This is a genomic window from Streptomyces sp. 1331.2 (genome assembly GCF_900199205.1).
Taxonomy (GTDB): domain Bacteria; phylum Actinomycetota; class Actinomycetes; order Streptomycetales; family Streptomycetaceae; genus Kitasatospora.
In genome coordinates, this window is sequence record NZ_OBMJ01000001.1 from 7203398 (window position 1) to 7230192 (window position 26795).

Sequence of the window (26795 nt, forward strand, 5' to 3'; positions counted from 1 at the left end):
ATTTGAACAAACAAAGGGGGCGCGCGAACAGCGTCGCGCGCCGGACGTGCGCCCCCCTCCGCGCCGGTGTCCGGCAGGATCCAAGGCGTCGGTCAGAGGGGACACCCCCTTGGCCCTGTCGCAGCCCCGCCCGCGGCTACCAGCGGTCGTGCACCTGCGGCCGGATGCGGCGGTCGTACAGGTCCCGCACCGCGTCGAGGGTGGCCGCGGGCAGTGGCTCCAGCGCGGCGGCCTCGGCGTTGGACCGGGCCTGCGCCACGTTGCGGGCGCCGGGGATCACCGTCGTCACCCCGGGCTGCTGGACGACCCAGCGCAGCGCTGCCTGCGCCGGGGTCGCGCCCTCGGGGGCGAGTGCGGCGAACTCCCGGGCCGCCTCGACGCCCGTCGCGAAGTCCACCCCGGAGAAGGTCTCGCCCTGGTCGAAGGCCTCGCCGTGACGGTTGTAGGTGCGGTGGTCGTCCGGGGCGAAGACGGTCCGCTCGGTGTAGCGGCCCGAGAGCAGCCCCGAGGCGAGCGGCACCCGTGCCAGGATCGCGACCCCGGCCGCCTCGGCGGCGGGCAGCACGCGCTCCAGCGGCTTGAGCCGGAACGCGTTCAGGATGATCTGCACGCTCGCGACGCCCGGGCGGGCGATCGCGGTCAGCGCCTCCGCGCAGGTCTCCACGCTGACCCCGTAGGCGGCGACCCGCTCCTCCGCCACCAGGGTGTCCAGGGCGTCGAACACCTCGTCCGAGGAGTAGACGGGTGTCGGCGGGCAGTGCAGCTGCACCAGGTCCAGCCGCTCCACGCCCAGGTTGGCCCGCGAACGGTCCGCCCAGGCACGGAAGTTGGCGAGGTGGTAGTGCTCGGGCCGCTGCTCGACCCGGCGGCCGAACTTGGTGGCGACGAACACCTTCGCGTCCGGGCGCTCCTTCAGGAAGCGGCCGATCAGCCGCTCGCTGCGGCCGTCGCCGTAGACGTCGGCAGTGTCGAAGAGCGTGACCCCCGCCTCCACGGAGGCCTCCAGTACGGCCAGGGCGTCCTCCTCCCGGACGTCCCCCCAATCCGCACCGAGCTGCCAGGTGCCGAGTCCGACGATCGAGACGGGACGGCCGGTACGGCCGAGTACGCGCTGTTCCATGGCGTGACCCTCTCACGAAGCGCCCGCCGGCGCCGCCGGGTCGGTTGCCGACCCACGCGATGGCCCACGCCGTCCCGTGGGTCAGGAGGCGGACCGGCGGGCCGCCAGGTCGTCCAGGATGGCGGCGGTGGCGGTCGCGCCGAAGCGTTCGGCGCCGGCGGCCACGAACTCGAGCATGCGGTCCAGGGTGCGTACCCCGCCCGCGGCCTTGACCCTCATGTGCGCGGGGACGTTCGCCCGCATCAGCCGGACGTCCTCCAGGGTGGCGCCGCCGGGCGCGAAGCCGGTCGAGGTCTTCACGAAGTCCGCGCCCGCCAGTGTGCTGAGTCGGCAGGCGCGCAGTTTGGCGTCCTCGTCGAGGTAGGCGTTCTCGAAGATCACCTTGGTGAGGGCGGCGCCCCCCGCGGTGTCCACGACCGCGGCGATGTCCTGCCGCACCGCGTCGTCCTCGCCGCTGCGCAGCAGGCCGATGTTGAGCACCAGGTCGAGTTCGGTCGCACCCGCCGCCAGGGCGTCCGCGGCCTCGCCTGCCTTGGCCGTCGTGGTGGTGCCGCCGTGCGGGAAGCCGATGACGGTGCCGACGGCGACCGCGGTGCCGGCGAGCGCCTTGACCGCGAGGGTGACGTCCGCGGGGCGCACGCAGACCGAGGCGACGTCGTAGACCGCGGCGAGTTCGCAGCCGTGCAGGACCTCGGTGGTGGTGAGTTCGGGCCGCAGGAGGGAGTGGTCGATCATCTTGGCGAGCTGTCGGACGTCGATGCCGGTGGAGTCCATGAGCCTGTCCTAGGGGTGAGGCGTTGTGCGTCGCACCGCGCTCGGGGCGCGACCGCGCGGACGGTCCGACGGTAGCCCCTGCCTGTCTAGCTGTCTATACAGGCAGACGCGAGGTGGCGGGCGCCGCGCACCCGGCCCCGATGTGACGAGGATCACCCTGCACGCCTCTTGCCCTTGGTGTCTTTCGCCGCGGAATGTCCGGCTCTGTGCTGGTCTACGCTGGTTGACTAGACAGCTAGACGGCGTACTCTCAATTTCGGAGGCCCCCTTTTGGAAACGGATTTCGCGCCCAGGTACCACCGGATCGAACAGGCGCTCCGGAATCGGATCGCCAAACACCGACCGCATGACCCGCTCCCCTCGGAGTCGGAACTGTGCGAGGAATTCGGGGTGAGCCGCATGACCGCACGGGCGGCCGTTCAACGGCTCGTCACGGAAGGTCTGGTCTACCGGGTGTCCGGGCGCGGGACATTCGTTGCGGAACCGCCGACGCACCGTCGCGCGGAAAACCTGGTCCGATTCAGCGAGGAAATGCGCAGACAAGGCCGCAAGCCCTCCTCGCAGCTGATTTCGGCGGAACTCCGGCCGGCCCTGCCGGAGGAGGTCCACCGGCTCCGGCTGCGCAGGGCGGCCCAGGTCGTGGAGGTCGACCGGGTCCGGCTGGCCGACGGGGTGCCGACCGCACTGGAGCGGGCGGTGTTCCCCGACGACCTCGCCGCCCTGCTGGAGATCGACTTCCGGACGGCCTCGATGCACGAGACGCTCGCCGGGCTCGGCCGGACGCCGACCCGCGGACACTCGTCCATCAGGGCCGCGACGGCCGGCGAGCGGGAGGCGGAGCTGCTCGCGGTGGCTCCGGGCACCGCCCTGCTCGTCGAGGAGCGACTGATCATGGACCAGGACGAGCGCCCCCTGGAACTCACCGAGACCCGGTACGTCGGCGACCGGTACGCCCTGGACGTCGCCTTCGAAGTCGACTCCTGAAAAGAACTCCGAGTCCTGAAAAGAACTCCGGCTCCTGAAGACGCCTGCTCCTGAAAGACTCCGACTCCGGAAAAGAACTCCGACCCGACCGCGCGGAAGGAATTTCCGACGGGGGACTGCAACGACCGGCGGGCGATCCGGCCCGCCGGTGCCAGCGGTGGAATCACATGAATGCGTGGAGGGAAAAACCGTGTACGCGTACCTCATGACCGCTCCCGGAGAAATCAACCGAACCCTCGTGCCCGATCCGGAATGTCGCGAGGACGAAATCCTGCTGCAGACCGAGGCGGTCTCGATCTGCTCGACCGACGTCTCCTACTTCCGCGGCCACCTCTTCGCCGAGGACTGGCCGATCATTCCCGGGCACGAATACGTGGGAAGGGTGGTCGAGGTCGGCAAACGGCTCCGGGACGACGTACGACCGGGTGACCGGGTCACCTACTGGGGGCAGACCGACTTCGGCGGGATGGCCGAGTACCGGGCACTGCGGCCGCTCTTCCCGGGCCGGCGCGGCGTGGAGACGTCCTGGTACACCGGGCGGAACTTCTACGACGCCGACCAGGCCGCGGCGGTGGTCCTGCCGCCGCACGTGCCCTCGGACCTGGCCTCCGTGATCGAGCCGCTGACCTCCGTCCTGCGCTCCCTGCTGCTCAACCCGCCCAAGCCCGGCGACACCTGCGTGGTCCTCGGCTGCGGCCCCAGCGCCCAGCTGGCCGTCCAGGTGCTCCACCGCCACCTCGGCGCGGGCTCGATCACCGTGCTGGACCGCAACGGCGACCGGATGGACGTCGCACTGCGGCACGGCGCCTCCCACGCCTTCAACACCGACACCCAGGCGGCGGAGCTCGAAGCGTATGTGCGCGAGCACCACGACCACTACGCGGACTACGTGTTCGACGCCCTGCCGCACATCGCGGCGCCGGCCCGCACGGCCGGGCGGGACGACGCCCCGGACAAGGACATCCGGGAGATCGCGATGGGCCTGCTGCGCCCCGGCGGCTCGTACGTCATCTACGGCGCGACGGCCGTCCCGCAGCGGCTGAACACCTGGATGATCCTGGCCAAGGGCCTGAAGCTGCTCTCCACCCCCTTCGACGTCCGCTCGTTCCCGATGGCCCGCTCCGCGCACGTCACCGCCGTGGCCCTGCGGCTGGTCGAGTCCGGCCTGGTCGACCCCGCCCCGCTGATCACCACCCGGGCCTGCCTGGACGACGAGGCCGCCGTCCGCGAGGCGTTCACCGGGTACGGCCGGGGCGCGTCGATGAAGACCTCGCTGCTGGCGCCGTCCGTCCTCCTCGACCACGTGCGCCGCACGGCCGCCGCGACCATCCCCGCCGTCACCACCTCCACGGCCTCCGCCGCCACGGCCGCCACCGCCTCCGCCGAGGACTTCGCCGAGCAGGCCGGGATACCGGGGTGACCGGCGCCTCGGTGCCGGTCACCCGGGACCAGGGGCCCCCGGCCTTCGTCCGGGACCGGCTGACCGCCACGGCCTACGGCGGCCTGGCCGTCTACGCCTACGTCCTCTACGCGCTCGGCCCGCTGCTGCCGCTCCTGCGTCAGGACCTGCGGCTGTCCTACGCGCTGATGAGCCTGCACTCCACCGCCTTCGCCGCCGGCGCGATGCTCACCAACCTCCTGTTCCGCCGGCTGCGCACGCGCCTGGACCACCGGGTGCTCTTCTGGTCCGCACTCGCGGCCCTGGCCCTGGGATCGCTCCTACTGGCGACCGGACTCTCGGCCACCGTCACCCTCGCCGCGGCGGTGCTGGGCGGGATCGGCGGGGCCCTGCTGCAGACCACGGCCCTGGCGGTGCTCGCCGAGCACCACGGCGGGCACGAGTCGCTGCGGGCGCGGGCCCTGGTCGAGGCCAACGCCGCCGCGAGCGTCAGCGCCCTCGCCGCGCCGCTGGTCATCAGCGGCCTGGAGAGTGCCGGGGCCGCCTGGAACTGGTGCCTGGTGCTGCCGGCCCTCGCGCTCGCCGCCCTGTACCCGGCGCTGCGCGCGGAGCCGCTGCGCCCGAACGCCACGCCCTCCGCCGGCACGGCCCCGCCCACCGGCACCGCTCCGGAGCCCGCGCACGCCGACCGCCCGAGCGGCTCGTTCCCGCTCCGCGCCGCCCTGTGCGGCCTGGTCGTGGGCTTCGAGTTCTGCCTCGCCTACTACGCCGCGCCCCTGCTGACCGACACCGCGCATCTGACGGACAGTCAGGCATCCGCGGCCCTGGCCCTGTTCTACGGAGGCGAACTGGTCGGTCGGCTGGCGGGGAGCCGGCTGACGGCCGGTGCCCGCGCCGCCCGCTCGGCAGCCCTGGTGACCGGCTCGCTGACCGTCGCCGCCACCGGGTTCCTCGCCCTGTGGCTCGCCTCCACCACCTGGGTCGCCCTGCTGGGCCTGGTCCTCGGCGGTCTGGGGGTCGCCAACCTCTTCCCGTTGACCCTCTCGCTCGCGGTGAGCGCGGCACCCGGCCGCACCGACCAGGCCACCGCCCGTGTCCAACTCGCCGTCAGTACCTGCATCATGCTCGCGCCCCTGCTGCTGGGCACGCTGTCCGACCGTCTCGGCGTGCGCTCGGCCTTCGGCCTCGCCGGCCTCCTGCTGCCCCTCGCCGCAGCACTGCTCGCCACCGGGCGACGGCGCCCGGCCCCCGTCGACGTGTCCCCCTCGGGAGTCACCCCGCATGTCCGTCACTGAGAGCTCCGCCCGGGCCCGCGACACCCTGGCCCGCAACCACCGCACCGGATTCTCCCGGGCGGCCCAGCGCCACTACGACTTCACCTGCCCCTCCCCGGACAGCTACCCCTTCCAGTGGGCCTGGGACAGCAGCTTCCACGCCATCGCCCTCACCCACGTCGACACCCGCCGGGCCCGGGACGAACTGCGCTCCCTGCTCAGCGCGGTCACCCCGACCGGCTTCCTGCCGCACATGGTCCTCTGGCAGGACGACCTGCGCCCACGTGCCACCGAGGACTTCAGGATCGACCTCTGGGAGGGGTGGCGGTCCGTCACCATCGCACCGCCCGTGGTGGCCCGCGCCATCGAGCGGGTGTACCGGGCCACCGGTGACGACCTGTGGCTGCGCCGCGTCCTGCCGCCGACGCTCGCCTTCTTCGGCTGGCTCGGGGAGCACCGCACCAGCCCCGGCACCGGCCTGCTGGAGATCTACCAGCCCGACGAGTCCGGACTGGACAGCAGCCCCAAGTACGACGGCGCCCTCGGCATCGAGTCGGCCGCCGAGGATGCCGTGCACGCCGCCTGGCACGGCGCGATGCGCTCGCTGATCACGGCCTACTCCGCGCCCACCCGTACACCGGAGACCCCGCTGCGCGACCGGCGGCTGTTCGTCTGGAACGACGTGCTCGTCAACACGGTCTACGCGGACGGACTGGCCTGCCTGGCACGGCTGGTGCGGACGACCGGATCGAACGGGCGCACCGCGGACCGGCTGGCCGCGCAGTCCGAGGCGATCGGCGCCGCCCTGATGCGACACTGCTGGGACGAGACCAGCGGCGCCTTCCACGACCTCGACCTGGTCGCCGGCAAGCGCAACGAGATCCTCACCGCCAGCTCGCTGCTGCCCGTCCTCCTCGACTCGGTGCCGGAATCCGCCGCCCGCCGGGTCATCGAGCAACACCTGCTGAACGAACGGGAGTTCTGGCGTCCCTACCCGGTGCCCAGCGTCGCCGCCACCGAGCCCTCGTACGACCCCACCTTCCGCACCGGGGCCATCTTCCGCGGCTCCAGCTGGATCAACCTCAACTGGTACCTGTACTGGGGCCTGCGCCGACGCGGCTACCGGGCCGAGGCCGACACGCTCGCGGCGCGCAGCTGCGCGCTCGTCGCGGCCTCGGACACCACCCGGGAGTGCTACGGCCCGGAGGACGCGGTCGGGCACGGCGCGCGCTCCTTCGGCTGGAGCTCCCTCGTCCTGGACCTGGCCGCCGCCACCGTCACCGCGACGGCCCCGGCAACGGCCACGGCGGCTACGGCCACGGCCAGGGAAGAAGGCTGACCATGGCCAACTGGGGATTCCTGGGCGCCGGTTCGATCGCCGCCTCCAGCCTCGCGCCCGCCGTCCACGCGGCCGAACGAGCGCGCCTGCACGCCGTCGCCGCCACCGATCCGGGGCGGGCCCGGGCCCTCGACCCGGCCCGGGTGTACACCGACTACGGCGAGCTGCTGGACGACCCGGCCGTGGACATCGTCTACGTCGCGCTCCACAACAGCGCCCACCGCCCGTGGGTGGAGCGCGCCCTGCGCGCGGGCAAGCACGTGCTGTGCGAGAAGCCGCTCGGACTGACCGCCGCCGAGGTCGCCGCGATGACCGCCACGGCCCGCGCCACCGGACGGCTGCTCGTCGAAGCCGCCTGGAACCGCTGGCACCCGCGCACCCGGGACCTCGAAGACCTGGTCACCCGCGGCGCGATCGGCACCGTCCACACCGTCACCGCCCGCTTCGACGGCCTCGCCCCCGCCCCCGGCAACTACCGCCTCGACGCCGCGCTCGGCGGCGGCGCCCTCTACGACGTCGGCTACTACGCCGTCTCCGCCGCCCTCGCCGCCTTCGGCTGGCGCACGCCGAAGGTCGTCCGGGCCGAACAGGACCACTGGCGACCCGGCTCCGCCGACTCGGCCACCCGCTTCCTGCTGGAGTTCCCCGACCGGGGCACGGCCGAGATCGGCTGCTCGCTCGTCGGCGGGATGTCCGAGACCTTCACCACCACCGGCACGGACGGTTCGATCACCCTCACCCCGCCGGCCTTCTGCGCCGGCTCCGCCCCCAGCACGCTCACCACCACCGGCGGAGGACCCCACCGCCACTACCCGTCCCAGAACCCCTACCGGCTCATGGTCGAGTCGGTGGACTCCGCCGTGCACGGCGACACCGCGGCCCACCTCGTCCCCCTCGCGCAGTCCCTCCTCATCGCGAACACCCTGGACGCCGTCCGCAGCCGGCTGGCCCGAACCGACGGCTGACCGGCAGCCTCCCCGCAGCGCCGTAGCGCATCCGACAGCGCCCCGGGGGTGGCACCCGACCGCACCGGCGCTTCGGTGCGGTCGCGTGCCACCCCCGGGGCGGCTCCTCACCGACCTGCGGTGATCCTCGACCGGACCTTGCCGCGGGCCTCGGCGGCGTCCTCGGCGTGCAGGGCCAGCTCGGCGAGTTCGCGGCACTGCGCGAGGGTGTGGGCGGCCAGCGCCGCCCGCACCTCGGGGAGCGCGGCGGGCGCGGCCGACAGGCTGGTGATCCCGAGACCGACCAGCACCAGGGCGAGCGCCGGGTCGGCGGCGGCCTCTCCGCACACGCCGATCGGACGGCCGTGCGCGGCCGCAGAGCGCGCGGCGGCTGCGACCAGCATGAGCAGGGCGGGCTGCCACGGGTCGAGCAGTTCGGCCAGGGAGCCGAGCGTGCGGTCGGCCGCGAAGGCGTACTGCGCCAGGTCGTTGGTGCCGACGCTGAAGAAGTCGCAGACCTCGGCCAAGCGGTCGGCGCGCAGCGCGGCCGCCGGGACCTCGATCATCGCGCCGGCCACCGGCAGGCCGTGCGCGCGGACCCGGGCGGTGAACTCGGCGGCCTCGCGCGGGACGGACACCATCGGGGCCATCACCCAGACCTGCGCGGTCTCGGCCTCGGCGGCCTCGGCGATCGCGGCGAGCTGGGTCTCCAGCAGCCCGGGGTCGCGGACGGCCGTCCGCAGGCCGCGCACGCCCAGGGCCGGGTTCTCCTCGTCGGCGGCCGTGGCGAAGGGCAGCGGTTTGTCCGCGCCCGCGTCGAGGGTGCGGACGACCACCCGGCGGCCGGCGAAGGCCGCGAAGACCTTCCGGTAGGCGGCGGCCTGTTCGGCGCGACCGGGTGCCTCGGTACGGTCCAGGAAGAGGAACTCGGTGCGGAACAGGCCTACGCCCTCGGCGTCGGCGGCGGCCGCACCGGCCAGCTCGTGCGGCGCACCGAGGTTGACCAGCAGCGCGACCGGACGGCCGTCCGCCGTACGGCCCGGCCCACGGACCCCGGCCGCCAGCTCGTGGCGGTGGCGCTCCCGTTCGGCGGCCCGCTCGACCGCCTCCGGGCTCGGGTCCGGCTCGACCAGGCCGTCCGCGCCGTGCACCAGGACGGGGCGGCCGTCCGACAGCTCCACGGCGCCGGCGCAGCCGACCACCGCGGGCACGCCGAGCGCCTTGGCGAGGATCGCGGTGTGGCTGGTCGGCCCGCCGCGGACGGTGACCAGGGCCAGCACCCGGGCGGGGTCGAGCAGCGCCGTGTCGGCGGGCGCCAGGTCCTCGGCGACCAGGACGTACGGGTGTCCCGGGTCGGGCAGGCCGGGCACGGGCAGGCCGAGCAGGTGCGCCACCGCGCGGTCGCGCAGGTCGTCCAGGTCGGCGGTGCGTTCCGCGAAGTGACCGCCGGCGGCGGCCAGCGCGGCGCGGAAGCCGTCGAAGGCACCGGCGAGCGCGTGGGCGCCGTCGGTGCCCCGTTCGACCAGGGCGGCCGCCTCGTCGGCGAGGACCGGGTCGGCGGCCATCATGGCCTGCGCGGCGAGCACGTCGGAGCCGGGGCCGTGCACGCGCGCGGCCCGCTCCGTCAGGTCGGTGACGACCGCGGCGAGGGCGGCGCGGACCGCTGCCGCCTCGGCCGCCGGGTCGGTGACGGCCCTCGGGGCGGGCAGCGCGGGTGCGGGCGCCATCCGGGCGACCGGGCCCGCCGCGCTGCCGGTGCCGACGCCGATCCCGTGGATCGGACCGCTCATGCCGCTGCGTCGAGGTCGGTGGCGAGCAGCTCGGCGAGCGCCGTCAGCGAGTCCTCGGCCTGCTCACCGACCGCGGTGAGCTCCAGGGTCTCGCCGTGGCCGGCCGCGAGGGCGAGCACGGAGAGCAGGCTGCGGGCGTCGACCGGGGCCTGGCCCGGGCGGCCGACGGTGACCTTGGCCGGCTGACGGGCGGCGGCCTGGACGAACAGCGAGGCCGGGCGGGCGTGCAGGCCGCTGCTGGAGCCGACGGTGACCTGGATCGAGTGCATGGGAGGTCCTTGGAGGAGTGGATGAGGAGCCGCCGACCCGGGTGGGAGCCGGGTCGACGGGGGAGGGGTACGGCGGCCCGCGCGAAGGGGTGGGGCGCGGGCCGCCGTGGTCGGAACCGGCCTCCGGCGGTACGGGGGCAGTGGCGGGGGCCGGGACCGACCGTGGTTTCACGCCCGTTGGCGTGTTGTTTCGATTGGTTCTACGTCCGATCGCCGAGCGGTGTCAACACATTCGGGCAAATTCAAAGATCCCCGAAGATGCCCGCGAAAGCCCGTCCGACCTCTTGCTTTTCCGGCCGGAAGGCGTATGGTCGGCCTGAACCAAGCGTGAACAGACATGAAACGGACCCAAACCCACATGTACGCACCCGAGCGGCAGCAAGAGATCCTCCGCCTCGCCCAGGAACAGGGCAGGGTGGACGTGCCGACGCTGGCCGAGGACTTCGGCGTCACGCAGGAGACCATCCGGCGTGACCTGAGCGCCCTCGACCGGGCCGGCCTGCTGCACCGGGTGCACGGCGGCGCGCTGCCCGCCGGCGCCCTCCACCTGGAGCCCGGCCTGGCCGAGCGCGACTCCACGGCCGCGGCCGAGAAGGAGCGCATCGCCAAGGCGGCCCTGGCCCTGCTGCCCAGCGAGGGCAGCGTCATCCTGGACGCCGGGACGACCGTCTCCCGCCTCGCCGGCCTGCTGCCCGCCGACTGCACGCTGACCGTCGTCACCAACGCCCTCCCGGTCGCCGCCCGGCTGGCCGACCACCGCGGACTCGCCCTCCACCTGATCGGCGGCCGGCTGCGGCACCGCACCCAGGCCGCCGTCGACGCCTGGGCACTGCGCGACCTGGCCGACATCCACGCGGACGTCGCGGTGGTCGCCACCAACGGCTTCTCCCCGGAGGGCGGCCTCTCCACCCCGGACCTCGCCGAGGCGGCCGTCAAACGGGCCATGCTCACCGGCGCCCGGCGGGTGGTCCTGGTGGCCGACTCCTCCAAGTACGGCGCCCGCCACTTCGCCCGCTTCGGCTCGCTGGACCAGGTGGACGTGCTGGTCACGGACACCGGGCTGACCGACGAGCAGACCGCCGAGATCGAGAACCACGGACCGGAAGTCATCCGCGCATGATCGTCACCATCACCCCCAACCCCAGCCTCGACCGCACCTACGAACTGGGCGTCCTCGTCCCGGGCGAGGTCAACCGGGCCGCGCACGACCGGCTCGACCCGGGCGGCAAGGGCGTCAACGTCTCCCGCGCGCTCACCGCCGCCGGCCACCGCACCAGCGCCCTCCTCCCCCTGGGCGGCCTCTCGGGGCAACTGCTCGCCGACCTGCTGCGCCGCCAGGGCATCGAGGTCGGCGCGGTCGCGATCGCGGGCGACACCAGGATCAACGTCTCGATCGCCGAGGACGGCGGCAGCCTCACGAAGATCAACGCGGTGGGCCCCGAGCTCAGCGCCGCCGAGTCGGCCGCACTGTTGGCGCTGGTCCGCGACGCCCAGAAGAGCGGACGGGGCGCCGGCAACGACGTGGACTGGCTCGCCTGCTGCGGCAGCCTGCCGCGCGGACTGGCACCCGAGTGGTACGCCGAGGTGGTCGCCCAGGTGCACTCGGGCGGCGCCCGGATCGCCCTGGACACCTCCGGCCCCGCGCTGCTGGCCGCGCTCTCGGCCCGCCCCGACGTGGTCAAGCCCAACCGGGAGGAACTCGCCGAGGCCGTGGGCCGCCCGGTCCACACCGTCGGCGACGCCGTGGCCGCAGCCGTGGAACTGCGCGAACGCGGCGCCCAGCAGGTCCTCGCCAGCCTCGGTGCGGACGGAATGCTGCTGATCGCCGAGGAGGGGAGCTGGTACGGCAGCGCGCCGGTAGCCGCCGTCCGCAGCGACGTGGGCGCGGGCGACGCCTCCCTCGCGGGCTTCCTCGGCGCCGGCGGCACCGGCCCCGGGGCGCTCGCCGCGGCGCTGGCGCACGGCGCCGCCGCCGTACAACTGCCGGGGAGCGTCATGCCGACCCCGGCCGATCTGGACCCGGCCGCGGTGGTCGTGACGGCGGACCTCCCGCTCGAACGACCGCTCCGCGGTTGAGAAACGGTCTCCGGCGTCCCGCGCCGGAGACCGCACCGCCCGACCGTGTGGGACGGGAAGGGCGCACATACCCGGGGGCAAGGGACACTGTCAGGAACCAGTCGAAGGACCGACACGATGAGCGACACCAGCGGACTGATCACACCCGCACTCGTTGACCTCTACCTCGCCCCCGAGGAGAAGAACGAAGCGCTGCGCGCCCTCGCCCAGCGGCTGGTCGCCGAGGGCCGGGTCACCGACCTCGACGGCTTCCTCGCCGACATCGCCGCCCGCGAGGCCCAGGCCCCGACCGGGATGGGCGACGGGATCGGTATCCCGCACTGCAGATCACCCCACGTCACGCAGCCGTCCCTGGCCTTCGGCCGCAGCGCCAGGGGAGTGGACTTCGACGCCCCGGACGGACGGCCCGCCGACCTGGTCTTCATGATCGCGGCACCGGCCGGTGCGGACGACACCCACCTGCAGATCCTCGCCGCGCTGGCCCGCCGGCTCATGGACCCCACCTTCACCGGCGCCCTGCGCGACGCCGAGAGCCCGAGCGCGGTCGCGGCGAGGATCAACGGCGAGGAACCGCCGGCCACCGCTCCGGAGCCGGCCACCGCTCCGGAGCCGACCGCCGCTCCGGAGCCGGCCGCCGCCGCGGAGCCTGCTTCCGCCGACAGCGGGCTGCGGCTGGTCGCCGTGACCTCCTGCCCGACCGGCATCGCCCACACCTACATGGCCGCCAAGGCCCTGGAGCTGGCCGCCGCCCGGGCGGGCGCCCGGATCCAGGTCGAGACCCAGGGCTCGGCCGGGACGACGCCGCTCGCCCCCGAGGTGATCGCGGCAGCCGATGCGGTGATCTTCGCCCATGACGTCGAGATCCGGGACCGGGCCCGCTTCGCCGGCAAGCCGACCGTGGACGTGGGTGTCAAGGCCGGCGTCAACCGCGCCGACGAGCTGATCGCCCAGGCCGCCGGGCTGGTGGCCGACGCCGGCGGCGCACGTCCCGCCACCGCCCCGGCCGCCCCGGTGGCCGCACCGACGGGCGAGCACTGGGCCCAGCGGCTGCGCACCTACCTGATGACGGGCGTCAGCTACATGATCCCGTTCGTCGCGGCCGGCGGTCTGCTGATCGCGCTCGCCTTCGCCATCGGCGGCTACCAGATCGCCTCCGCGCCCTCCGTGCTGGGCCACTTCGACTGGACCTCCTCGCACAGCTGGGCGGCGATGCTGTTCCAGACCGGCAAGACCTCCTTCGGCTTCCTGGTCCCGGTCCTCTCCGGGTACATCGCCTGGGCGATCGCGGACCGGGCGGCACTGGCCGCCGGCATCGCCGGTGGCGCCGTCTCGGTGGCGGTCGGCGCGGGCTTCCTCGGCGGCATCGTGTCGGGCCTGGCCGCGGGCTTCCTGGTGCTGTGGATGATCCGCTGGAACGTGCCCCGGGCGATCAGGGGCATCATGCCGGTCGTGGTGATCCCGCTGCTGTCGGTGGCGGCGGTCGGCTTCCTGATGTTCGTGGTGGTCGGCTCGCCGATCGCCTCGGCGATGAGCGGCCTGACCGACTGGCTGAACGGCCTCTCCGGCTCCAACGCGATCCTGCTCGGCGCGCTGCTCGGCGCCATGATGGCCTTCGACATGGGCGGTCCGCTCAACAAGGTCGCCTACACCTTCGCGGCCGGTGCGCTCACCACCGCCGGGACCACCCCGGACGCCGGCAGCCTCAAGGTGATGGCCGCCGTGATGGCCGCCGGCATGACCCCGCCGCTCGGCATGGCCCTGGCGACCGTCGTCCGGCGCAGGCTGTTCACCCCCGACGAGCGGGAGAACGGCAAGGCCGCCTGGGTGCTCGGTGCCTCCTTCATCACCGAGGGCGCGATCCCGTTCGCGGCGGCCGACCCGCTGCGGGTCATCCCGGCGGGCATCGCCGGCAGCATGACCGCCGGCGGCCTGACGATGGCCTTCGGCTCCACCCTGCGGGCCCCGCACGGCGGGATCTGGGTGCTCCCGCTGATCGGCAGCCCCTTCCTGTACCTGGTCGCGGTCGCGGCGGGCACGGCGGTCACCACGGCGGTGGTGGTGCTGCTCAAGGGGATGCGCAAGCCCGCCGCCGAGCCGGCTGCGGCCTCCGCCGTCGCCGTGAAGCAGCCGGCCGCCGTCTGACCCGTCGGCTGTCGGGCGGCTCCCGGACCAGCCGACCAGCCGGAATCCGAACCGGCGTGGGGCGCCCGCTCGTTCGAGCGGGCGCCCCGTCGTGTCCGCCGAGACGTGTTCGCCGAGTCGTGTCCTCCGAAGGACCGGGCCCGGCGGTGCCGGGATCAGGCCCGGCCGGCCAGGGCGGGTATCAGCCGGACGGCCTCGGGGGCGCTCGCGTTGTGGCGCTCGACCCAGGTGGTCAGCGCGGTCTGGCAGGCGTGGTCGAGATGGCGCAGCTCCGAGAGGTCCAGCTCCAGGACGCGGTCGGTCGGCAGGGCCTCCAGGGCGTCGAGGAGCTTGGGCAAGCGGAGGAAGGTGGCGTTGCCCGTCAGCCGGACCCGGATGGTGCCGGTGGGCAGCTCCTCCGTCTCCACGTGCAGCCGGGACGTCTCCCAGGCGGTCTTGAGGATCGACAGGCCCAGACCGATCAGCACGCCCTCGAACATGTTGACCGTGACGATGGCCACCGCGGTGGCCGCGAGGACGAGCGCTTCGGAGCGGTGCTCGCGCCACAGCGGTCCGAGCTGCTTGAACGGCAGGAGCTTGAACCCGGCGTGCACCAGCACACCCGCGAGCGCCGCGACCGGGATGACGCCGAGGGCGGCCGGGAGCAGGGCGGCGAAGAGCAGCAGCCATCCGCCGTGCAGCACGCGGGACGCTTTGGTCCTGGCGCCGGCCTGCACGTTGGCGGCGCTGCGGACGATGACCGCGGTCATCGGCAGGGCGCCGAGGACGCCGCAGAGGGTGTTGCCCGCCCCCTGGGCCATGAGCTCCTTGTCGTAGTCGGTGCGCGGCCCGTCGTGGAGCCGGTCGACGGCCGCCGCACTGAACAGGCTCTCGGCGGAGGCGACCAGGGTGAAGGCCAGGATCGTGACCAGCAGCGCCGGGGTGACCTGGTCGAGCACGCCGCTGCCCGGCGGCTGGACGGCCTCCAGCAGGCCCTTGACCTCGACCTTCTTCACCGGACGGGGGAGCAGCCAGGCCGCGGCGGTGGCGAGCAGGACGGCCACCAGCGCGCCCGGGACGACCCTCAGCCTGGCCGGGAGCCGCTGCCACAGCACGATCACGGCGATGGTGCCGGCGCCGATCGCGAAGGAGAGGCCGGCGGCCGGTGAGGAGACGAGCCGGGCGAGGAGGCCGGGCAGGCCGAGGAGCTTGTCGATCCCGCTCGCGGGCGCCGGCCGGTCGGCCATCGCGTAGAGCTGGCCGGCGATGATCACCAGGCCGATGCCGGCCAGCATGCCCTCGACCACGGCGACGGAGATGGCACGGAACCACCGGCCCCAGCGCAGCGCGCCCAGCAGCAGTTGGAGCAGGCCGGTGGCGGCGACCACGACACCCAGCGCCGGGAGTCCGAACCGCTGCACGGTCTCGGCGACCAGGACGGTCAGCCCGGCGGCCGGGCCGCTGACCTGGAGGCTGCTGCCGGGCAGCGCACCGGTCACCAGGCCGCCGACGATGCCGGTGATCAGGCCGAGTTCGGCGGGTACGCCCGAGGCGACGGCGACGCCGACGCACAGCGGGAGCGCGACGAGGAAGACGACGAGCGAGGCGGTCAGGTCGTACTTGAGTGCGGGAAAGCGCATGGGAGCCCTCATCCGGGGACGTTCGGGGGTGGCCGGCCGCGGGTCCACAGCGGGCCGGGGGTTCACGGCTGGTCGCCGTTTCACGGCGGGTCGCGGCGTCACAGCGGCAGGAAGACGTCGGTGCCGGGGCGGTGGGTGTGGACCGCGCCGGTGTGCACCTCGTAGAACCAGCCGTGCAGTCCGAGCCGCCCCTCGTCGATCCGGCGCGCGACGCTCGGGTGGGTGCGCAGCCTCTGGAGCTGGTCCAGGACGTGGCGTTGGACCGGGCCGGCCAGGTCGTGGCTCGGTTCCCCGTCCGGCGTCAGCGCGGTGCCGTCGGCGAGCCAGTCGCGCACCGCGGGCACGCCGGTGAGGTCGTCGCCCCGTACGACGGCGCCCACCGCGCCGCAGTGCGAGTGGCCGCACACCACGATGTCGGCGATCTCCAGGACCTCGACGGCGTACTCGATGGTCGCGGCCTCCGCGGACGGGACGTCCGGCCGGTACGGCGGGACGATGTTGCCGGCGGTCCGCATCTCGAAGAGGTCCCCGGGCCGGGCGCCGGTGACGGCGGCGGGGATGACGCGGGAGTCCGAGCAGGTGATGAACAGCGCCTGCGGGTTCTGACCGGCAGCCAGTCGCCCGAAGGCGTCCGAGTCCTGCGCGGCACGGCGGCGGAAGGTGCGGGCGTGGTCGATGAATGCTTGCATGTCGATGCCTCGGTCCTTTCGGAGTCGTGTCGGAATGAGACTTCGGGTTCGAGCCCGCTCGATGCGGAAGAAGGCAGCACGGAGCGCGGCGGCGGTGGCAGGGAAAATCACTGCCGTGAGCCGTCGTGAATCGCCGGGTGCGGGGGCGGCACAGTCGGGGTCCGCTGCCGTCGACGAGCGTGCGGGCGCGATCGGCGCCGATCAGCAGCGGAACACCTGGAGGGCCGCCGCTCTGCACCGTCTGAGCGCCCCGTGCGGCGCCTCGGGGTCACCGGCCGGGGACGGGTGGGTGACGGCCGGAGCGTCGTCGAGCAGGGCCGGGATCAACTCGGGCCGCCGGCGTGGGACTTCGACGGTCCGGGCCCGGGGCGAGCAGAGACCTGGAGCGATCTCGGGAGGTGCCGTCTCCTCGACGAGCTTCGCCTCCGCGGCCACGGACCGGCAGTTGCTCTCCCGGGTGAATGCGGCCACCGACTGGGACAGCGCCAGCAGGCCCAGCACGGCCACGAGGGTCACGGCGACGGCGCCGACCATCCTCGTGACCGGAGACATTGCCCGTTCCTTTCCCTGCTTTGACGCCTTCTTGGGACTCTCATGAATCCTGACGAGTTGTCATGTCGGGGAGTTCCGAAATTCCGTAAACAATATGTTAACTGTCTTGGCAGAACCGTTGATGATCTCCCGGAGATCATTCCGAATGCGGGAGAACGGTGAATTGTTTGTGATGCGGCAACGCCCGGGGAATCCACGACGGATTCCCCGGGCGTTGCCGCCGGGCGCTCCCGGGCGTCACCTCGTCGGGCCGATGTCCCCCCAGACCGAGGCCGGGCCGCCGGCCGACTGCGCGTCGACGCGGTAGCTGTCGCCGGCCGTGCTGCGCGCGCCGGTGGCGTGGTTGAACTGGTCGGCGAACTCGTACTGCCCGACCGGCACCGTGCGGCCCGGCTTGAGGACCCAGCGGTACACCAGCGCGCCGCCGGACTCCTGGACGGTGACGGTGAAGTCGTCGCCCGGAAGCGTGTGCCACTTGCCGGTGTCGCGGACCTCGCCGGTCTGGGCGACGCGCATCTCGACGGTGAGCGAGGTGAGCGGCTGGGTGGTCTTGAGCACCAGGTTGTCCTGGCCCCAGTAGATCGTGGTGTGCGGGTCGACCGAACCGTCCGACCACAGCGGACCGTTCTGGGGCCGGCCGCTCGCCGTGGGCGTCGGTCGCGGGCTCGTCGGAGCCGCGGTGGTCGGCGCGGCCGTGGGCGCCGGGGCGGCGGAGACGGGGGGAGCCGGCCGGGCCGGCGACGGTGTGGCCGTCTCGGCGGCCGTCGGGGAGGGCGCGGCCGGAGCGGTGGTGACGGTGTCCGACGGGGCCTGCGTCCCGACGATGGCGGCGACGGCGAGGCCGCCGGTCGCCAGGATGCCGGCGGCGGCGAGGCCGCCGAGGACGGCCCTGGGCCAGGACCGCGCGAACGGCGGGGTGCGGTGGCGGACGGGAGGGCCGGCCGCGCCGCGTTCGACGCGGGCCAGGATCCGTGCGCGGTCGGGCTGATGGGCTTCGGCGGCCTCGCGCAGCTGCCGGGTGATGTGGTCGTTCACCGTTATTTCCTCCTTCCTGTCGCCAGTTCGCCGACCGCACGTGCCCCGAGGACGCGCTGCAGTTCGGCCATGCCCTTCGAGGTCTGGCTCTTCACCGTACCGACCGAGACGCCCAGCGCCGCGGCGGTCTCCTTCTCCGAGAGGTCGAAGGCGTGACGCAGCACCACGCACGCCCGCTTGCGGAACGGCAGCCGGGCCAGCGCCGCACGGACGTCCAGCACGGCGGGTACGTCCGTGCCGTCGGTTCTCTCGGGGGCGCGGGACCAGAAGAGCAGGACCCGGCGCCGTTCGCGGACCGCGCTGCGGATCCGGGCCCGGGCCATGTTGGCGACCACCCCGCGGGCGTAGGCGATCGGGTGGTCGGCCGTGCGGAGGCGGTCCCAGCGTTGCCACAGGGCGATCAGGGCGTCCGCGGCGAGGTCGTCGGCCGCGTCCGCTTCGCCGGTCAGGAGGTGGGCGAAGCGGGCGAGTTCGGCGTAGTGGCGTTCGAAGAAGTCGTGGAACTCCGCGGACGTGTCATCGAGGAGCATTTCCCCCGGTCGCCCTCTCCCTGCAATGTGAGCGTTAACAATAGGCGTGAGCCTAGCAGTGCCCGGATCCGGGCCGGGACGGTGGTCGCCCCGGAGCGGGACCACCGCCGAGCGGCGGGCGAGCGGCGCGATCAATGCCGGGCGAACTGGACGTGGGTGGGTTGGACGACGTCCGGCTTCACCGCGAGCCCGTCGACGGTCAGTTGCTCCCCGTAGACGTCGGTGACCCTGATCGATCCGCCGCACCCGCTGCCGTCGGGGGAGAGGAAGTAGTTGTAGTCGGTGCGGGTCAGCTGCCGCCAGCCGCCTCCGGCCCGGACCTCCAGGGTCGCCACCGGATTCCGGTGACCGATCGCCTGGATTCCGCACCACCACTGGCTGGACCCGGTCTTGTACCGGATCGACACGGCGGCGGGCGCCGAGCCGGGGCTCAGCTCCGTCCAGGTGATCGGGAGGCGGCCCACCGAGAGGTCGGCCAGCTTGGCGAAGGCCTCGTGGCTGAGATCGAGTTGGCCCGGAGCGCAGGGCAGCGGGCACTCGTTGACGATCCGCACCGTGATGCTCGCCCCGTTGGCGGCGCGGACCAGCACGGTCGCCCCGCAGGCCCTGGACGTCTCGTAGTCGGTGTGGTTCATCGCCGCGACCATGAGGTCGGCGGACGGGCCGAACGAGCAGGCGCCGTTGCCGTCGGCGGCGTCGTAGGAGGTCGCGACGCCCTGGTAGTTCGTCCCGGGCTTGATCCGCCCGGCCAGGGACGCCGTGGTCTGCGCGGAGCCGGAGCCGGAGCCGGCACCGTCGGCGGCGGCCTGGGCGGCCGATGGGGACGTTCCTGCCCTGCCGGCGGTCGTGGCGCCGGGAGCGGACGGCTTCGGCGTGGGGGTGGCGGACGGCGACGGGGTGACGGTGGCCGAGGGCGTGGCGCCGGCGGCCGACGGCGAGGCCGCCGAGGGCGTGGGATCGGTCAGGGCACCGGTGGCGGCCGGTGTGCTCGGCTCGGTGGCCGCGACGGAGGCGGCGGCCGGCTCCGCGGCGCCGGTGCCGCCCCCGCCGCCCGGCAGGAGGGCGAAGGCCAGGCAGACCAGGACCCCGACCGCGACCAGCGCCAGCGGTATGCCCAGGACAGGCCCTAGCCCGCGCCTGCGGTTCGGCGGTGGGGCGGCGTGCTTCGTTGCCTTCATTCGCGTCCGTTTCGGTAGGTCGACCTCGGTGGATCGACTCGACGTTGCGCTGACCAGTGGTCGCCGGAGCCGGAAAGGTTGCCGCTCCGGCACGGGCTTTTTTCTTCGAGGCGCCGTGGGGGCGTGGGCCCTGTCGGCGCCTCGCCCCTCGGTGTCACCCGTCAGTTGCCGCCGCCGGCAGAAGGGTTGCCGCGTTCCGGGAGAACTTTTTTCGAGGTGCGTCCCGGCCCCGGGCGGCCGTCGTGCGGAGCCGGTGCGGTGGTCGCGCGCAAGGGGCGGTCGTGGAGGAGAAGGAGTCGGTCGTGGGTGTCGAGAGCCGCCCGGTGACGCTGAGGGTGATCGCCGACCAACTGGGCCTGGACGTGTCCACCGTCTCCAGGGTCCCGAACGGTCCGACGGCGACGGACGGCGGGCCGCCTCGGGGGCGACGGCCCGCCGGGTCCGGGAGCTCGCCGACGAGCTCCTCGTCCACGTCCGCCGCCCCCGGCAGCTGGTGGTCTCGATCGCGGTTCACGCGGCCCGGGCCCGGACTTGACGGTAAGGACAGGGCCTGAACAAAATGCCGGTCCACGCTTCACCCGCACTCCGGCCCTGCCCGCTTCGGGCTCGCGCTGACGCGTAACATGCCCGCCATGTCCACAGTTGCCGTGATTGCGGTTGTCGCGCTCGCCCTCCTGCACGTCTACATCCTGGTCCTGGAGATGTTCCGCTGGACGACTCCGCGGGCCCGGGCCTCCTTCGGCACCTCCGCGGAGTTCGCGGTCTCGACCAAGGCGCTGGCCGCCAACCAGGGCCTGTACAACGGCTTCCTGGCGGCCGGGCTGCTCTGGGGCGCGTTCGCCGCCGACCCGGTCGGGTTCCAGACGCGGGTCTTCTTCACGTCCTGCGTCGCCGTCGCCGGCCTGTTCGGCGCGGTGACGTCCTCCCGGAAGATCCTGTTCGTGCAGACCGTGCCGGCCCTGGTCGTGCTCGTCCTGGTGCTGCTGGCCCGCTGACCCCGGACACGGCAGGACGGGCGCGGTGTTGGGAACACCGCGCCCGTCCTCGTACTACCGGTGCACGACCGGTCAGGGTCAGGAACCGGCCCGGCGCTTGTTGTAGACGTCGAAGCCGACGGCCGCGAGCAGCACCAGGCCCTTGATCACCTGCTGGTAGTCGGTGCCGACGCCCACCAACGACATGCCGTTGTTCAGAACGCCGAGCACCAGGCCGCCGATGATCGCGCCCATCACGGTGCCCACACCGCCGCTGGCGGAGGCGCCGCCGATGAAGGCGGCGGCGATCGCCTCCAGCTCGAAGTTGATGCCGGCCTGCGGCGTGCCGGCGTTGAGCCGCGCGGCGAAGACCAGTCCGGCCAGCGCCGCGAGGACGCCCATGTTGGTGAAGGCGAGGAAGACGACCCGCTTGCTCTTCACACCCGACAGCTTGGCAGCCGCCTCGTTGCCGCCGATGGCGTAGGTGTGCCGCCCGATGATCGAGTTGCGCATCAGGTAGCCGAAGCCGACCAGCAGCCCGCCGAGGATCAGCAGCACGATCGGCACGCCGTGGTAGCTGGCCAGCAGCAGGGTGAAGGCGACCACGGCCGCGGTGATCACGGCGAGCTTGGTCAGGAACAGCGGGAGCGGGAGCACCTCCAGTCCGTACGAGGCGGTCTGCCGCCGGCCGCGCACCTCCTGGAGGACCGCGACGGCCAGCACGCCGAGACCGATCAGCAGGGTGAGGTTGTGGTAGTTGGTGTGCGGTCCGACCTCGGGGAGGAAGCCGCTGCTGATGCTCTGGAAGCCCTTGGGGAACGGCGCCACCGACTGGCCCTGGAGCAGGATCTGGGTGCCGCCGCGGAACAGCAGCATGCCCGCCAGGGTGACGATGAAGGACGGGATCCCGAGGTAGGCGATCCAGAAGCCCTGCCAGGCGCCGGCGAGGGCGCCGATCACCAGCGCGACCAGCATCGCCACGGGCCACGGCAGGTGCTGCTTGACCATCATCACCGCGGCGGCGGCCCCGACGAAGGCGGCCAGCGAGCCGACCGAGAGGTCGATGTGCCCGGCGATGATGACGATCATCATCCCGATCGCCAGGATGAGGATGTAGCCGTTCTGCTGGATCAGGTTGGTGATGTTGAGCGGCTGGAGCAGGATGCCGTCCGTCCAGATCTGGAACAGCAGCACGATCAGCGCGAGGGCGACCAGCATGCCGTACTGGCGCACGTTGCCGCGCAGCGCGCGGGCCAGCACGCCGCCGAGGGAGGTGCCCTGGCCGGCCTGCGGGGCCTTCGGGGACGAATCCGGGATGATCTCGGTCTGGGCCATGCCTCACACCTGCTCGTTGCTGGATGCGGTGCTCATGGTCATGAGCCGCATGAGGGATTCCTGGGTGGCGTCGGCACGGGCGACCTCGCCGGTGATCCGGCCTTCGGCCATGGTGTAGATCCGGTCGCACAGGCCCAGGAGTTCGGGGAGTTCGGACGAGATGACGAGCACGGCCTTGCCCTGGGCGGCCAACTCGGCGATGACCGTGTAGATCTCCGCCTTGGCGCCGATGTCGATGCCGCGGGTGGGCTCGTCGAGGATCAGCACCTCCGGCTCGGCGAAGATCCACTTGCTGAGGACGACCTTCTGCTGGTTGCCGCCGCTGAGCGTGCCGGTCCGGGTGAACACCGTCGGTGCCTTGATGTTCATGGTGCGCCGGAACGATTCGGCGACCTTGGTCTCCGCGTGCCGGTCGACCCGGCCGTAGCGGGCGACCTTGCCGAGCGCGCTCAGCGAGATGTTCCGGCTGATGTCGTCGATCAGGTTGAGGCCGAGCTGCTTGCGGTCCTCGGTGACGTACGCGATGCCGTGCCCGATCGCCTCGGGCACCGTCCGGGTACGGATCTCCCGGCCGTGCAGCCGTACCCGGCCCGCTGCCCACCGCCCGTACGAGCGGCCGAAGACGCTCATCGCGAGTTCCGTGCGGCCGGCGCCCATCAGGCCGGCGATGCCGACGATCTCACCGCGTCGCACGTTCAGCGAGGCGCCGTCGACCACCATGCGCTGCTGGTCGATCGGGTGCCGCACGCTCCAGTCCTCGACCTCGAAGGCGACCTCGCCGATCTCGGGGGTGCGTTCGGGGTAGCGGTGCTCCAGGTCGCGGCCGACCATGCCACGGATGATCCGGTCCTCGGAGATGCCCCCGGGGCCGATCGCGATGGTCTCGATGGTCCGCCCGTCGCGCAGGATGGTCACGGAGTCCGCGACCCGGGCGATCTCGTTCAGCTTGTGCGAGATGATGATGCAGGAGATGCCCTGCGCCTTGAGTTCGAGGATCAGGTCGAGCAGTTTGCGGCTGTCCTCGTCGTTCAGCGCCGCGGTCGGCTCGTCCAGGATGAGCAGCTTGACCTTCTTGGCCAGCGCCTTGGCGATCTCGACCAGCTGCTGCTTGCCCACGCCGAGGTCGGCGATCCGGGTGTGCGGGCTCTCGTCGAGACCGACCTGGCGCAGCAGTTCGGCGGCGTGGGTGAGCGTCCGGTGCCAGCTGACGATGCCGCGCGAGGCGTGCTCGTTGCCGAGGAAGACGTTCTCGGCGATGGACAAGTACGGCACCAGCGCCAGTTCCTGGTGGATGATGACGATGCCGCGCTGCTCGCTGGCCCGGATGTCCCTGAACCGGCAGGGCTCGCCCTCGAAGAGGATCTCGCCCTCGTAGGCGCCGTGCGGGTACACGCCGCTGAGCACCTTCATCAGGGTGGACTTGCCGGCGCCGTTCTCGCCGCAGATGGCGTGCACCTCGCCGGCGGCGACGGTCAGGTTGACCTCGGAGAGCGCCTTGACGCCGGGGAACGACTTGCTGATCGACCGCATTTCGAGAACGGGTCCAGCCATGGGTGTGCGTCCGTATCGTTCGGGGCGGTGCAGTGGGGGAGAGGTGGCCCCGGGCTCCGGGGAGCCCGGGTTCCGTGGGCCCCGGTCCGTGGGGCCCGGGGTTCCGCACCGCCGGTTCGGCGCGGGGCCCGTCGACCGGGCCCCGCGGGCTACTTGAGCTGGTCCGCGGTGTACTGACCGCTGTCGACCAGGACCTTCTGGTAGTTGTCCTTGTCGACGCTGACCGGCTGGAGCAGCTGCGCCGGAACGGTCTTCACGCCGTTGTTGTACTGGCTGGTGTCGTTGACCTCGGGCTTCCCGCCGGTCAGCACCGCGTCGCCCATCTGGACGGCGGCCTTCGCGAGTTGGCGGGTGTCCTTGTAGACGGTCTGGGTCTGCTCGCCCGCGATGATCGACTTCACCGAGGCCAGCTCGCCGTCCTGGCCCGTGACGACGGGCAGCGACTTGGCGGTGCCGTAGCCGACGCCCTTGAGCGAGGAGAGGATGCCGATCGAGATGCCGTCGTACGGGGAGAGCACGGCGTCGACGTGGGCGGAGGTGTAGGCCTTGCTCAGCAGGTTGTCCATCCGGGACTGGGCGACACCGCCGTCCCAGCGCAGCGTGGCGACCTGGTTGAACTCGGTCTGCCCGCTCTGCACGACCAGCTTCTTCTGGTCGAGGTACGGCTTGAGGACGCTCATCGCGCCGTTGAAGAAGAAGGTGGCGTTGTTGTCGTCCGGCGAACCGGCGAACAGCTCGATGTTGAACGGGCCCTTGCCGTCCTTGAGGCCGAGCTTGTCGGCGATGTAGCTGCCCTGGAGGACGCCGACCTTGTAGTTGTCGAAGGTCGCGTAGTAGTCGACGTTGGCCGTGCCCTTGATCAGCCGGTCGTAGGAGATCACCGGGATGTGGGCGTCGGCGGCCTTCTGCAGCACGTTGGTCAGGGAGGAACCGTCGATGGCCGCGATCACCAGCAGCTTGGCGCCCTTGGTGATCATGTTCTCCACCTGGGAGACCTGGTTCTCCACCACGTTGTCGCCGTACTGCAGGTCGGTCTTGTAGCCCTTGGCCTGGAACTCCTTGACCATGTTGTTGCCGTCGTTGATCCAGCGCTCCGACGACTTGGTCGGCATCGCGATGCCGACCAGACCACCCTTGGCGTCGCCCTTGGCGGGGCCGTCACCGGCACCGTTGGCGCTCTGGCCGCATGCCGCCAGCGAGAGCACCAGGCCCGCGGCGACGAGGCCCGCCGAAATCTTCCGCACAGTTCCTCCAGTGATGTTCCGCGACCGGGTCCGGCGCCCCTGCTGGGCGGCCGGGAGCGGTCGAGCGGGCCGGCCGGAGCGCTCCCTCGCGCTGTGGAACGTCGGGGCGGCAGTAGCTCTGGCCTGGCGTGAAATGAAGTGTTAACGCTAACAAGGGTGGCGTCAAGAGCCCTTGGATCACTGTTGGATAGCGGTGTGCGGCCGGTGCCCTGCACCCGGTGCGGCTGGACGCACTCCACCCGAACGGGAGGTCCGGCCGGGGTCCGGGAGGCGAGGGCGCGGTGAACCGTCGGTGAACGCCGGGTTCCGGTCGGGCCCGGAGTGGGTATGCGGCCCTCGGCCCCCGCCCTCGACGGTGTGACCCGGCCTCCGACGGTGTGATCCGGTCAACGGCCGGGAAGGCGTCGGAGTGTCGGGAGCAAGCGGGTCCGCGACGTCCGGGCCGGGTCCATTTGGCGGTTCGGGCGAACCGGTGAGCGCTCACCTACCGCAATGGCCACATGTGGCCGGCGTGAACGGCTGGTAAGAAGGTAGCCGCCCGATGGACCGAGGGTGACGGATCGGCCCGGACCCGGTCGCGTACTGTGGTCGGCAGCCGAGGAGGGGACTACGCGTGGGAACCGAGAACGCCGGGACGGAACAGCGCCAGCCAGTGATGGCGGACGTGGCGAAACTGGCGGGGGTGTCCCATCAGACGGTGTCCCGGGTGCTCAACGGCGCCCCGCACGTCCGGCCGGACACCAGGGACCGGGTGCTGGCCGCCATCCGGGAGCTGGACTACCGGCCCAACTCCGCCGCCCGGGCCCTGGTCACCCGCCGCTCGCAGACCCTCGGCGTGGTCAGCTTCGAGTCGACGCTCTACGGGCCGGCCTCGATGCTGGACGGCATCGAACAGGCCGCGCGCAGCGCCGGGTACTTCGTGAGCGTGTCCAGTCTGCGTTCGCTGGACGGCCGTTCGGTCCAGGAGGCCGTCGACCGGCTGCGCGACCAGGGGGTGGAGGGCGTCGTGGTGATCGCGCCGCAGACCTCCTCCGTCAGCGCGGTGGCCCGGCTCTCCAGCTCGGTGCCGGTGGTCGCGGTCGGCTCGGGCAACCAGAGCCAGGTGCCCATGGTGTCGGTGAGCAACCGCTTCGGTGCCGGAGAGGCCACCGGGCACCTGCTCGACCTGGGCCACCGCACCGTGCACCACGTGGCCGGGCCGGCCAACTGGCTGGAGAGCCAGGACCGCGAGGAAGGGTGGCGCCGCACGCTGCTGGCGGCCGGAGCCCCCGTGCCGGAGGTGCAGCGCGGCGACTGGAGCGCTCGCTCGGGCTACCAGGCGGGGCTGCGGCTGCTGGAACTGCGCGACGTCACCGCCGTGTTCTGCGCCAACGACCACATGGCGCTCGGGCTGCTGCGCGCCCTGAACGAGGCCCGCCGGTCGGTCCCGGAGGAGATCAGCGTGGTCGGTTTCGACGACATCCCGGAGGCCGCCTACTTCACTCCGCCGCTGACCACCATGCGGCAGGACTTCGCCGAACTCGGCCGACGGGCCCTGGAGATGCTCGTCGGGGCGCTGGAGGGCACTGCGCCCTCCCCGGCCCATGTGCAGATCACTCCGGAGATGGTGCTGCGGCGCAGCGCGGCCCCCGTCTCCGGGCGTTGAACGGCCGTCGGGGCCGCCGACGGCGCTGCCGACGGGTTTCGCCGCCGCGCTCCTGACCATCCCACCCCCTCGCTCCGCAGGTGGCTGCTCGACCAGGGAACTTCTCTTGACATGGGTGTTGTTAGCGTTAACAATCCCTGTGAGCGTTAACAGAGACGCCTCCCAACTCCGCCGGCCGAGCGCTGACACCCGCTTCCCAGCACTCGGCCGGTGGCCCCTCGTTCCGCCCTTCATGAGGGAGAGGTAGCGGAACGGAGCCTGTCGCCGGTGTGCTCCCCCCCTGCCCCGGTCACGGACCACACCGGCGACGGGCGACACCATCTGTTCACGGC

General features: G+C 72.7%; 23 protein-coding genes and 1 pseudogene. 11 read left to right on the plus strand and 13 right to left on the minus strand.

Annotation, left to right across the window (positions count from 1 at the left end):
- Nucleotides 1-136: 136 nt before the first annotated feature.
- A complete protein-coding gene (locus tag CRP52_RS31285) occupies nucleotides 137-1120 on the minus strand; it encodes an aldo/keto reductase (protein WP_097239462.1) in 984 nt (327 codons plus the stop codon).
- 81 nt (nucleotides 1121-1201) lie between these two features.
- Nucleotides 1202-1894, minus strand: coding sequence for a deoxyribose-phosphate aldolase (gene deoC, locus CRP52_RS31290; RefSeq protein ID WP_097239463.1), 693 nt, complete (start codon nucleotides 1892-1894; stop codon nucleotides 1202-1204).
- 270 nt (nucleotides 1895-2164) lie between these two features.
- Here deoC and CRP52_RS40935 point away from each other — a divergent pair.
- From CRP52_RS40935 to CRP52_RS31315, 6 genes and pseudogenes are all read left to right on the plus strand, one after another.
- Nucleotides 2165-2359: pseudogene (locus CRP52_RS40935) on the plus strand (GntR family transcriptional regulator); the annotation flags it as partial.
- A gap of 66 nt (nucleotides 2360-2425) precedes the next feature.
- A complete protein-coding gene (locus CRP52_RS39980; RefSeq protein WP_257032946.1) occupies nucleotides 2426-2878 on the plus strand; it encodes a GntR family transcriptional regulator in 453 nt (150 codons plus the stop codon).
- Between the two features lie 238 nt (nucleotides 2879-3116).
- Nucleotides 3117-4298: a zinc-dependent alcohol dehydrogenase gene (locus CRP52_RS31300; RefSeq protein ID WP_218893141.1), complete on the plus strand. Its 1182-nt coding sequence runs from the start codon at nucleotides 3117-3119 to the stop codon at nucleotides 4296-4298.
- Nucleotides 4295-5572: an MFS transporter gene (locus CRP52_RS31305; protein WP_097239466.1), complete on the plus strand. Its 1278-nt coding sequence runs from the start codon at nucleotides 4295-4297 to the stop codon at nucleotides 5570-5572. The genes CRP52_RS31300 and CRP52_RS31305 overlap by 4 nt, the downstream gene beginning before the upstream one ends.
- A complete protein-coding gene (locus tag CRP52_RS31310; protein WP_097239467.1) occupies nucleotides 5559-6890 on the plus strand; it encodes an amylo-alpha-1,6-glucosidase in 1332 nt (443 codons plus the stop codon). Before CRP52_RS31305 ends, CRP52_RS31310 begins: the two co-directional genes overlap by 14 nt.
- A gap of 2 nt (nucleotides 6891-6892) precedes the next feature.
- Entirely contained in the window at nucleotides 6893-7855 is a 963-nt protein-coding gene (locus CRP52_RS31315) for a Gfo/Idh/MocA family protein (protein ID WP_097239468.1), read from the plus strand.
- A gap of 107 nt (nucleotides 7856-7962) precedes the next feature.
- Here CRP52_RS31315 and ptsP read toward each other — a convergent pair whose 3' ends face one another.
- Together ptsP and CRP52_RS31325 are read right to left on the minus strand one after the other, a co-directional pair.
- Entirely contained in the window at nucleotides 7963-9624 is a 1662-nt protein-coding gene (ptsP, locus tag CRP52_RS31320) for a phosphoenolpyruvate--protein phosphotransferase (RefSeq protein ID WP_097239469.1), read from the minus strand.
- Nucleotides 9621-9893 carry an HPr family phosphocarrier protein gene (locus tag CRP52_RS31325; RefSeq protein WP_097239470.1) on the minus strand — a complete coding sequence of 91 codons (273 nt, stop codon included), beginning with the start codon at nucleotides 9891-9893 and terminating at the stop codon, nucleotides 9621-9623. The genes ptsP and CRP52_RS31325 overlap by 4 nt, the downstream gene beginning before the upstream one ends.
- A 358-nt stretch (nucleotides 9894-10251) precedes the next feature.
- Here CRP52_RS31325 and CRP52_RS31330 point away from each other — a divergent pair, with 358 nt between their 5' ends.
- The 3 genes from CRP52_RS31330 (at nucleotide 10252) to CRP52_RS31340 (ending at nucleotide 14111) form a co-directional block, all read left to right on the plus strand.
- Nucleotides 10252-11013, plus strand: a complete 762-nt coding sequence (locus CRP52_RS31330) for a DeoR/GlpR family DNA-binding transcription regulator (RefSeq protein ID WP_097239471.1) — start codon at nucleotides 10252-10254, stop codon at nucleotides 11011-11013.
- The gene (pfkB, locus tag CRP52_RS31335) at nucleotides 11010-11969 is read left to right on the plus strand and encodes a 1-phosphofructokinase (protein WP_097239472.1); all 960 of its coding nucleotides are present in this window, start codon (nucleotides 11010-11012) and stop codon (nucleotides 11967-11969) included. The genes CRP52_RS31330 and pfkB overlap by 4 nt, the downstream gene beginning before the upstream one ends.
- 117 nt (nucleotides 11970-12086) lie before the next feature.
- Nucleotides 12087-14111 carry a PTS fructose transporter subunit IIABC gene (locus CRP52_RS31340; RefSeq protein ID WP_097239473.1) on the plus strand — a complete coding sequence of 675 codons (2025 nt, stop codon included), beginning with the start codon at nucleotides 12087-12089 and terminating at the stop codon, nucleotides 14109-14111.
- Nucleotides 14112-14266: 155 nt separating this feature from the next.
- Here CRP52_RS31340 and CRP52_RS31345 read toward each other — a convergent pair whose 3' ends face one another.
- The 6 genes from CRP52_RS31345 to CRP52_RS31370 all read right to left on the minus strand — a co-directional run bounded on the left by CRP52_RS31345 (nucleotide 14267) and on the right by CRP52_RS31370 (nucleotide 19714).
- On the minus strand, nucleotides 14267-15730 hold the full coding sequence (locus CRP52_RS31345; RefSeq protein ID WP_257032947.1) for a SulP family inorganic anion transporter: 1464 nt from the start codon (nucleotides 15728-15730) through the stop codon (nucleotides 14267-14269).
- A 98-nt stretch (nucleotides 15731-15828) separates the two neighbouring features.
- Nucleotides 15829-16419, minus strand: a complete 591-nt coding sequence (locus CRP52_RS31350) for a carbonic anhydrase (RefSeq protein WP_097239475.1) — start codon at nucleotides 16417-16419, stop codon at nucleotides 15829-15831.
- Nucleotides 16420-16620: 201 nt separating this feature from the next.
- A complete protein-coding gene (locus CRP52_RS31355) occupies nucleotides 16621-16971 on the minus strand; it encodes a hypothetical protein (protein ID WP_143685870.1) in 351 nt (116 codons plus the stop codon).
- Nucleotides 16972-17208: 237 nt separating this feature from the next.
- The gene (locus CRP52_RS31360) at nucleotides 17209-18006 is read right to left on the minus strand and encodes a hypothetical protein (RefSeq protein WP_097239477.1); all 798 of its coding nucleotides are present in this window, start codon (nucleotides 18004-18006) and stop codon (nucleotides 17209-17211) included.
- A 2-nt stretch (nucleotides 18007-18008) separates the two neighbouring features.
- Nucleotides 18009-18536: a SigE family RNA polymerase sigma factor gene (locus CRP52_RS31365; protein WP_097239478.1), complete on the minus strand. Its 528-nt coding sequence runs from the start codon at nucleotides 18534-18536 to the stop codon at nucleotides 18009-18011.
- Between the two features lie 131 nt (nucleotides 18537-18667).
- Entirely contained in the window at nucleotides 18668-19714 is a 1047-nt protein-coding gene (locus CRP52_RS31370; protein WP_097239479.1) for an expansin EXLX1 family cellulose-binding protein, read from the minus strand.
- Nucleotides 19715-20346: 632 nt separating this feature from the next.
- Between CRP52_RS31370 and CRP52_RS31375 the strand changes: the two genes are divergently transcribed.
- A complete protein-coding gene (locus tag CRP52_RS31375) occupies nucleotides 20347-20709 on the plus strand; it encodes a DUF1304 domain-containing protein (RefSeq protein ID WP_097240485.1) in 363 nt (120 codons plus the stop codon).
- Between the two features lie 78 nt (nucleotides 20710-20787).
- Here the strand turns inward: CRP52_RS31375 and mmsB are convergent, their stop codons facing one another.
- The 3 genes from mmsB to chvE form a co-directional block, all read right to left on the minus strand.
- Nucleotides 20788-22023: a multiple monosaccharide ABC transporter permease gene (gene mmsB / locus CRP52_RS31380; RefSeq protein ID WP_097239480.1), complete on the minus strand. Its 1236-nt coding sequence runs from the start codon at nucleotides 22021-22023 to the stop codon at nucleotides 20788-20790.
- A 3-nt stretch (nucleotides 22024-22026) separates the two neighbouring features.
- Nucleotides 22027-23574 (minus strand): multiple monosaccharide ABC transporter ATP-binding protein, encoded by a 1548-nt coding sequence (gene mmsA, locus CRP52_RS31385; protein ID WP_097239481.1) that lies wholly within the window; start codon nucleotides 23572-23574, stop codon nucleotides 22027-22029.
- Between the two features lie 149 nt (nucleotides 23575-23723).
- On the minus strand, nucleotides 23724-24818 hold the full coding sequence (chvE, locus tag CRP52_RS31390) for a multiple monosaccharide ABC transporter substrate-binding protein (protein ID WP_097239482.1): 1095 nt from the start codon (nucleotides 24816-24818) through the stop codon (nucleotides 23724-23726).
- Between the two features lie 613 nt (nucleotides 24819-25431).
- Here chvE and CRP52_RS31395 point away from each other — a divergent pair.
- Nucleotides 25432-26463 (plus strand): LacI family DNA-binding transcriptional regulator, encoded by a 1032-nt coding sequence (locus CRP52_RS31395; RefSeq protein WP_257032948.1) that lies wholly within the window; start codon nucleotides 25432-25434, stop codon nucleotides 26461-26463.
- Nucleotides 26464-26795: the final 332 nt, after the last annotated feature.

Bases quoted from the DNA above. Each gene is read 5' to 3' on its own strand.
- CRP52_RS31375 (WP_097240485.1), top strand. From the start codon at position 20,347: ATGTCCACAGTTGCCGTGATTGCGGTTGTCGCGCTCGCCCTCCTGCAC.
- CRP52_RS31350 (WP_097239475.1), bottom strand. From the start codon at position 16,419: ATGCAAGCATTCATCGACCACGCCCGCACCTTCCGCCGCCGTGCCGCG.
- pfkB (WP_097239472.1), top strand. From the start codon at position 11,010: ATGATCGTCACCATCACCCCCAACCCCAGCCTCGACCGCACCTACGAA.
- CRP52_RS31370 (WP_097239479.1), bottom strand. From the start codon at position 19,714: ATGAAGGCAACGAAGCACGCCGCCCCACCGCCGAACCGCAGGCGCGGG.
- CRP52_RS31355 (WP_143685870.1), bottom strand. From the start codon at position 16,971: ATGTCTCCGGTCACGAGGATGGTCGGCGCCGTCGCCGTGACCCTCGTG.
- CRP52_RS31310 (WP_097239467.1), top strand. From the start codon at position 5,559: ATGTCCGTCACTGAGAGCTCCGCCCGGGCCCGCGACACCCTGGCCCGC.
- CRP52_RS31345 (WP_257032947.1), bottom strand. From the start codon at position 15,730: ATGCGCTTTCCCGCACTCAAGTACGACCTGACCGCCTCGCTCGTCGTC.
- CRP52_RS31315 (WP_097239468.1), top strand. From the start codon at position 6,893: ATGGCCAACTGGGGATTCCTGGGCGCCGGTTCGATCGCCGCCTCCAGC.
- ptsP (WP_097239469.1), bottom strand. From the start codon at position 9,624: ATGAGCGGTCCGATCCACGGGATCGGCGTCGGCACCGGCAGCGCGGCG.
- CRP52_RS31285 (WP_097239462.1), bottom strand. From the start codon at position 1,120: ATGGAACAGCGCGTACTCGGCCGTACCGGCCGTCCCGTCTCGATCGTC.
- mmsA (WP_097239481.1), bottom strand. From the start codon at position 23,574: ATGGCTGGACCCGTTCTCGAAATGCGGTCGATCAGCAAGTCGTTCCCC.
- mmsB (WP_097239480.1), bottom strand. From the start codon at position 22,023: ATGGCCCAGACCGAGATCATCCCGGATTCGTCCCCGAAGGCCCCGCAG.
- CRP52_RS31340 (WP_097239473.1), top strand. From the start codon at position 12,087: ATGAGCGACACCAGCGGACTGATCACACCCGCACTCGTTGACCTCTAC.
- CRP52_RS31365 (WP_097239478.1), bottom strand. From the start codon at position 18,536: ATGCTCCTCGATGACACGTCCGCGGAGTTCCACGACTTCTTCGAACGC.
- CRP52_RS31325 (WP_097239470.1), bottom strand. From the start codon at position 9,893: ATGCACTCGATCCAGGTCACCGTCGGCTCCAGCAGCGGCCTGCACGCC.
- CRP52_RS31330 (WP_097239471.1), top strand. From the start codon at position 10,252: ATGTACGCACCCGAGCGGCAGCAAGAGATCCTCCGCCTCGCCCAGGAA.
- CRP52_RS39980 (WP_257032946.1), top strand. From the start codon at position 2,426: ATGCGCAGACAAGGCCGCAAGCCCTCCTCGCAGCTGATTTCGGCGGAA.
- deoC (WP_097239463.1), bottom strand. From the start codon at position 1,894: ATGGACTCCACCGGCATCGACGTCCGACAGCTCGCCAAGATGATCGAC.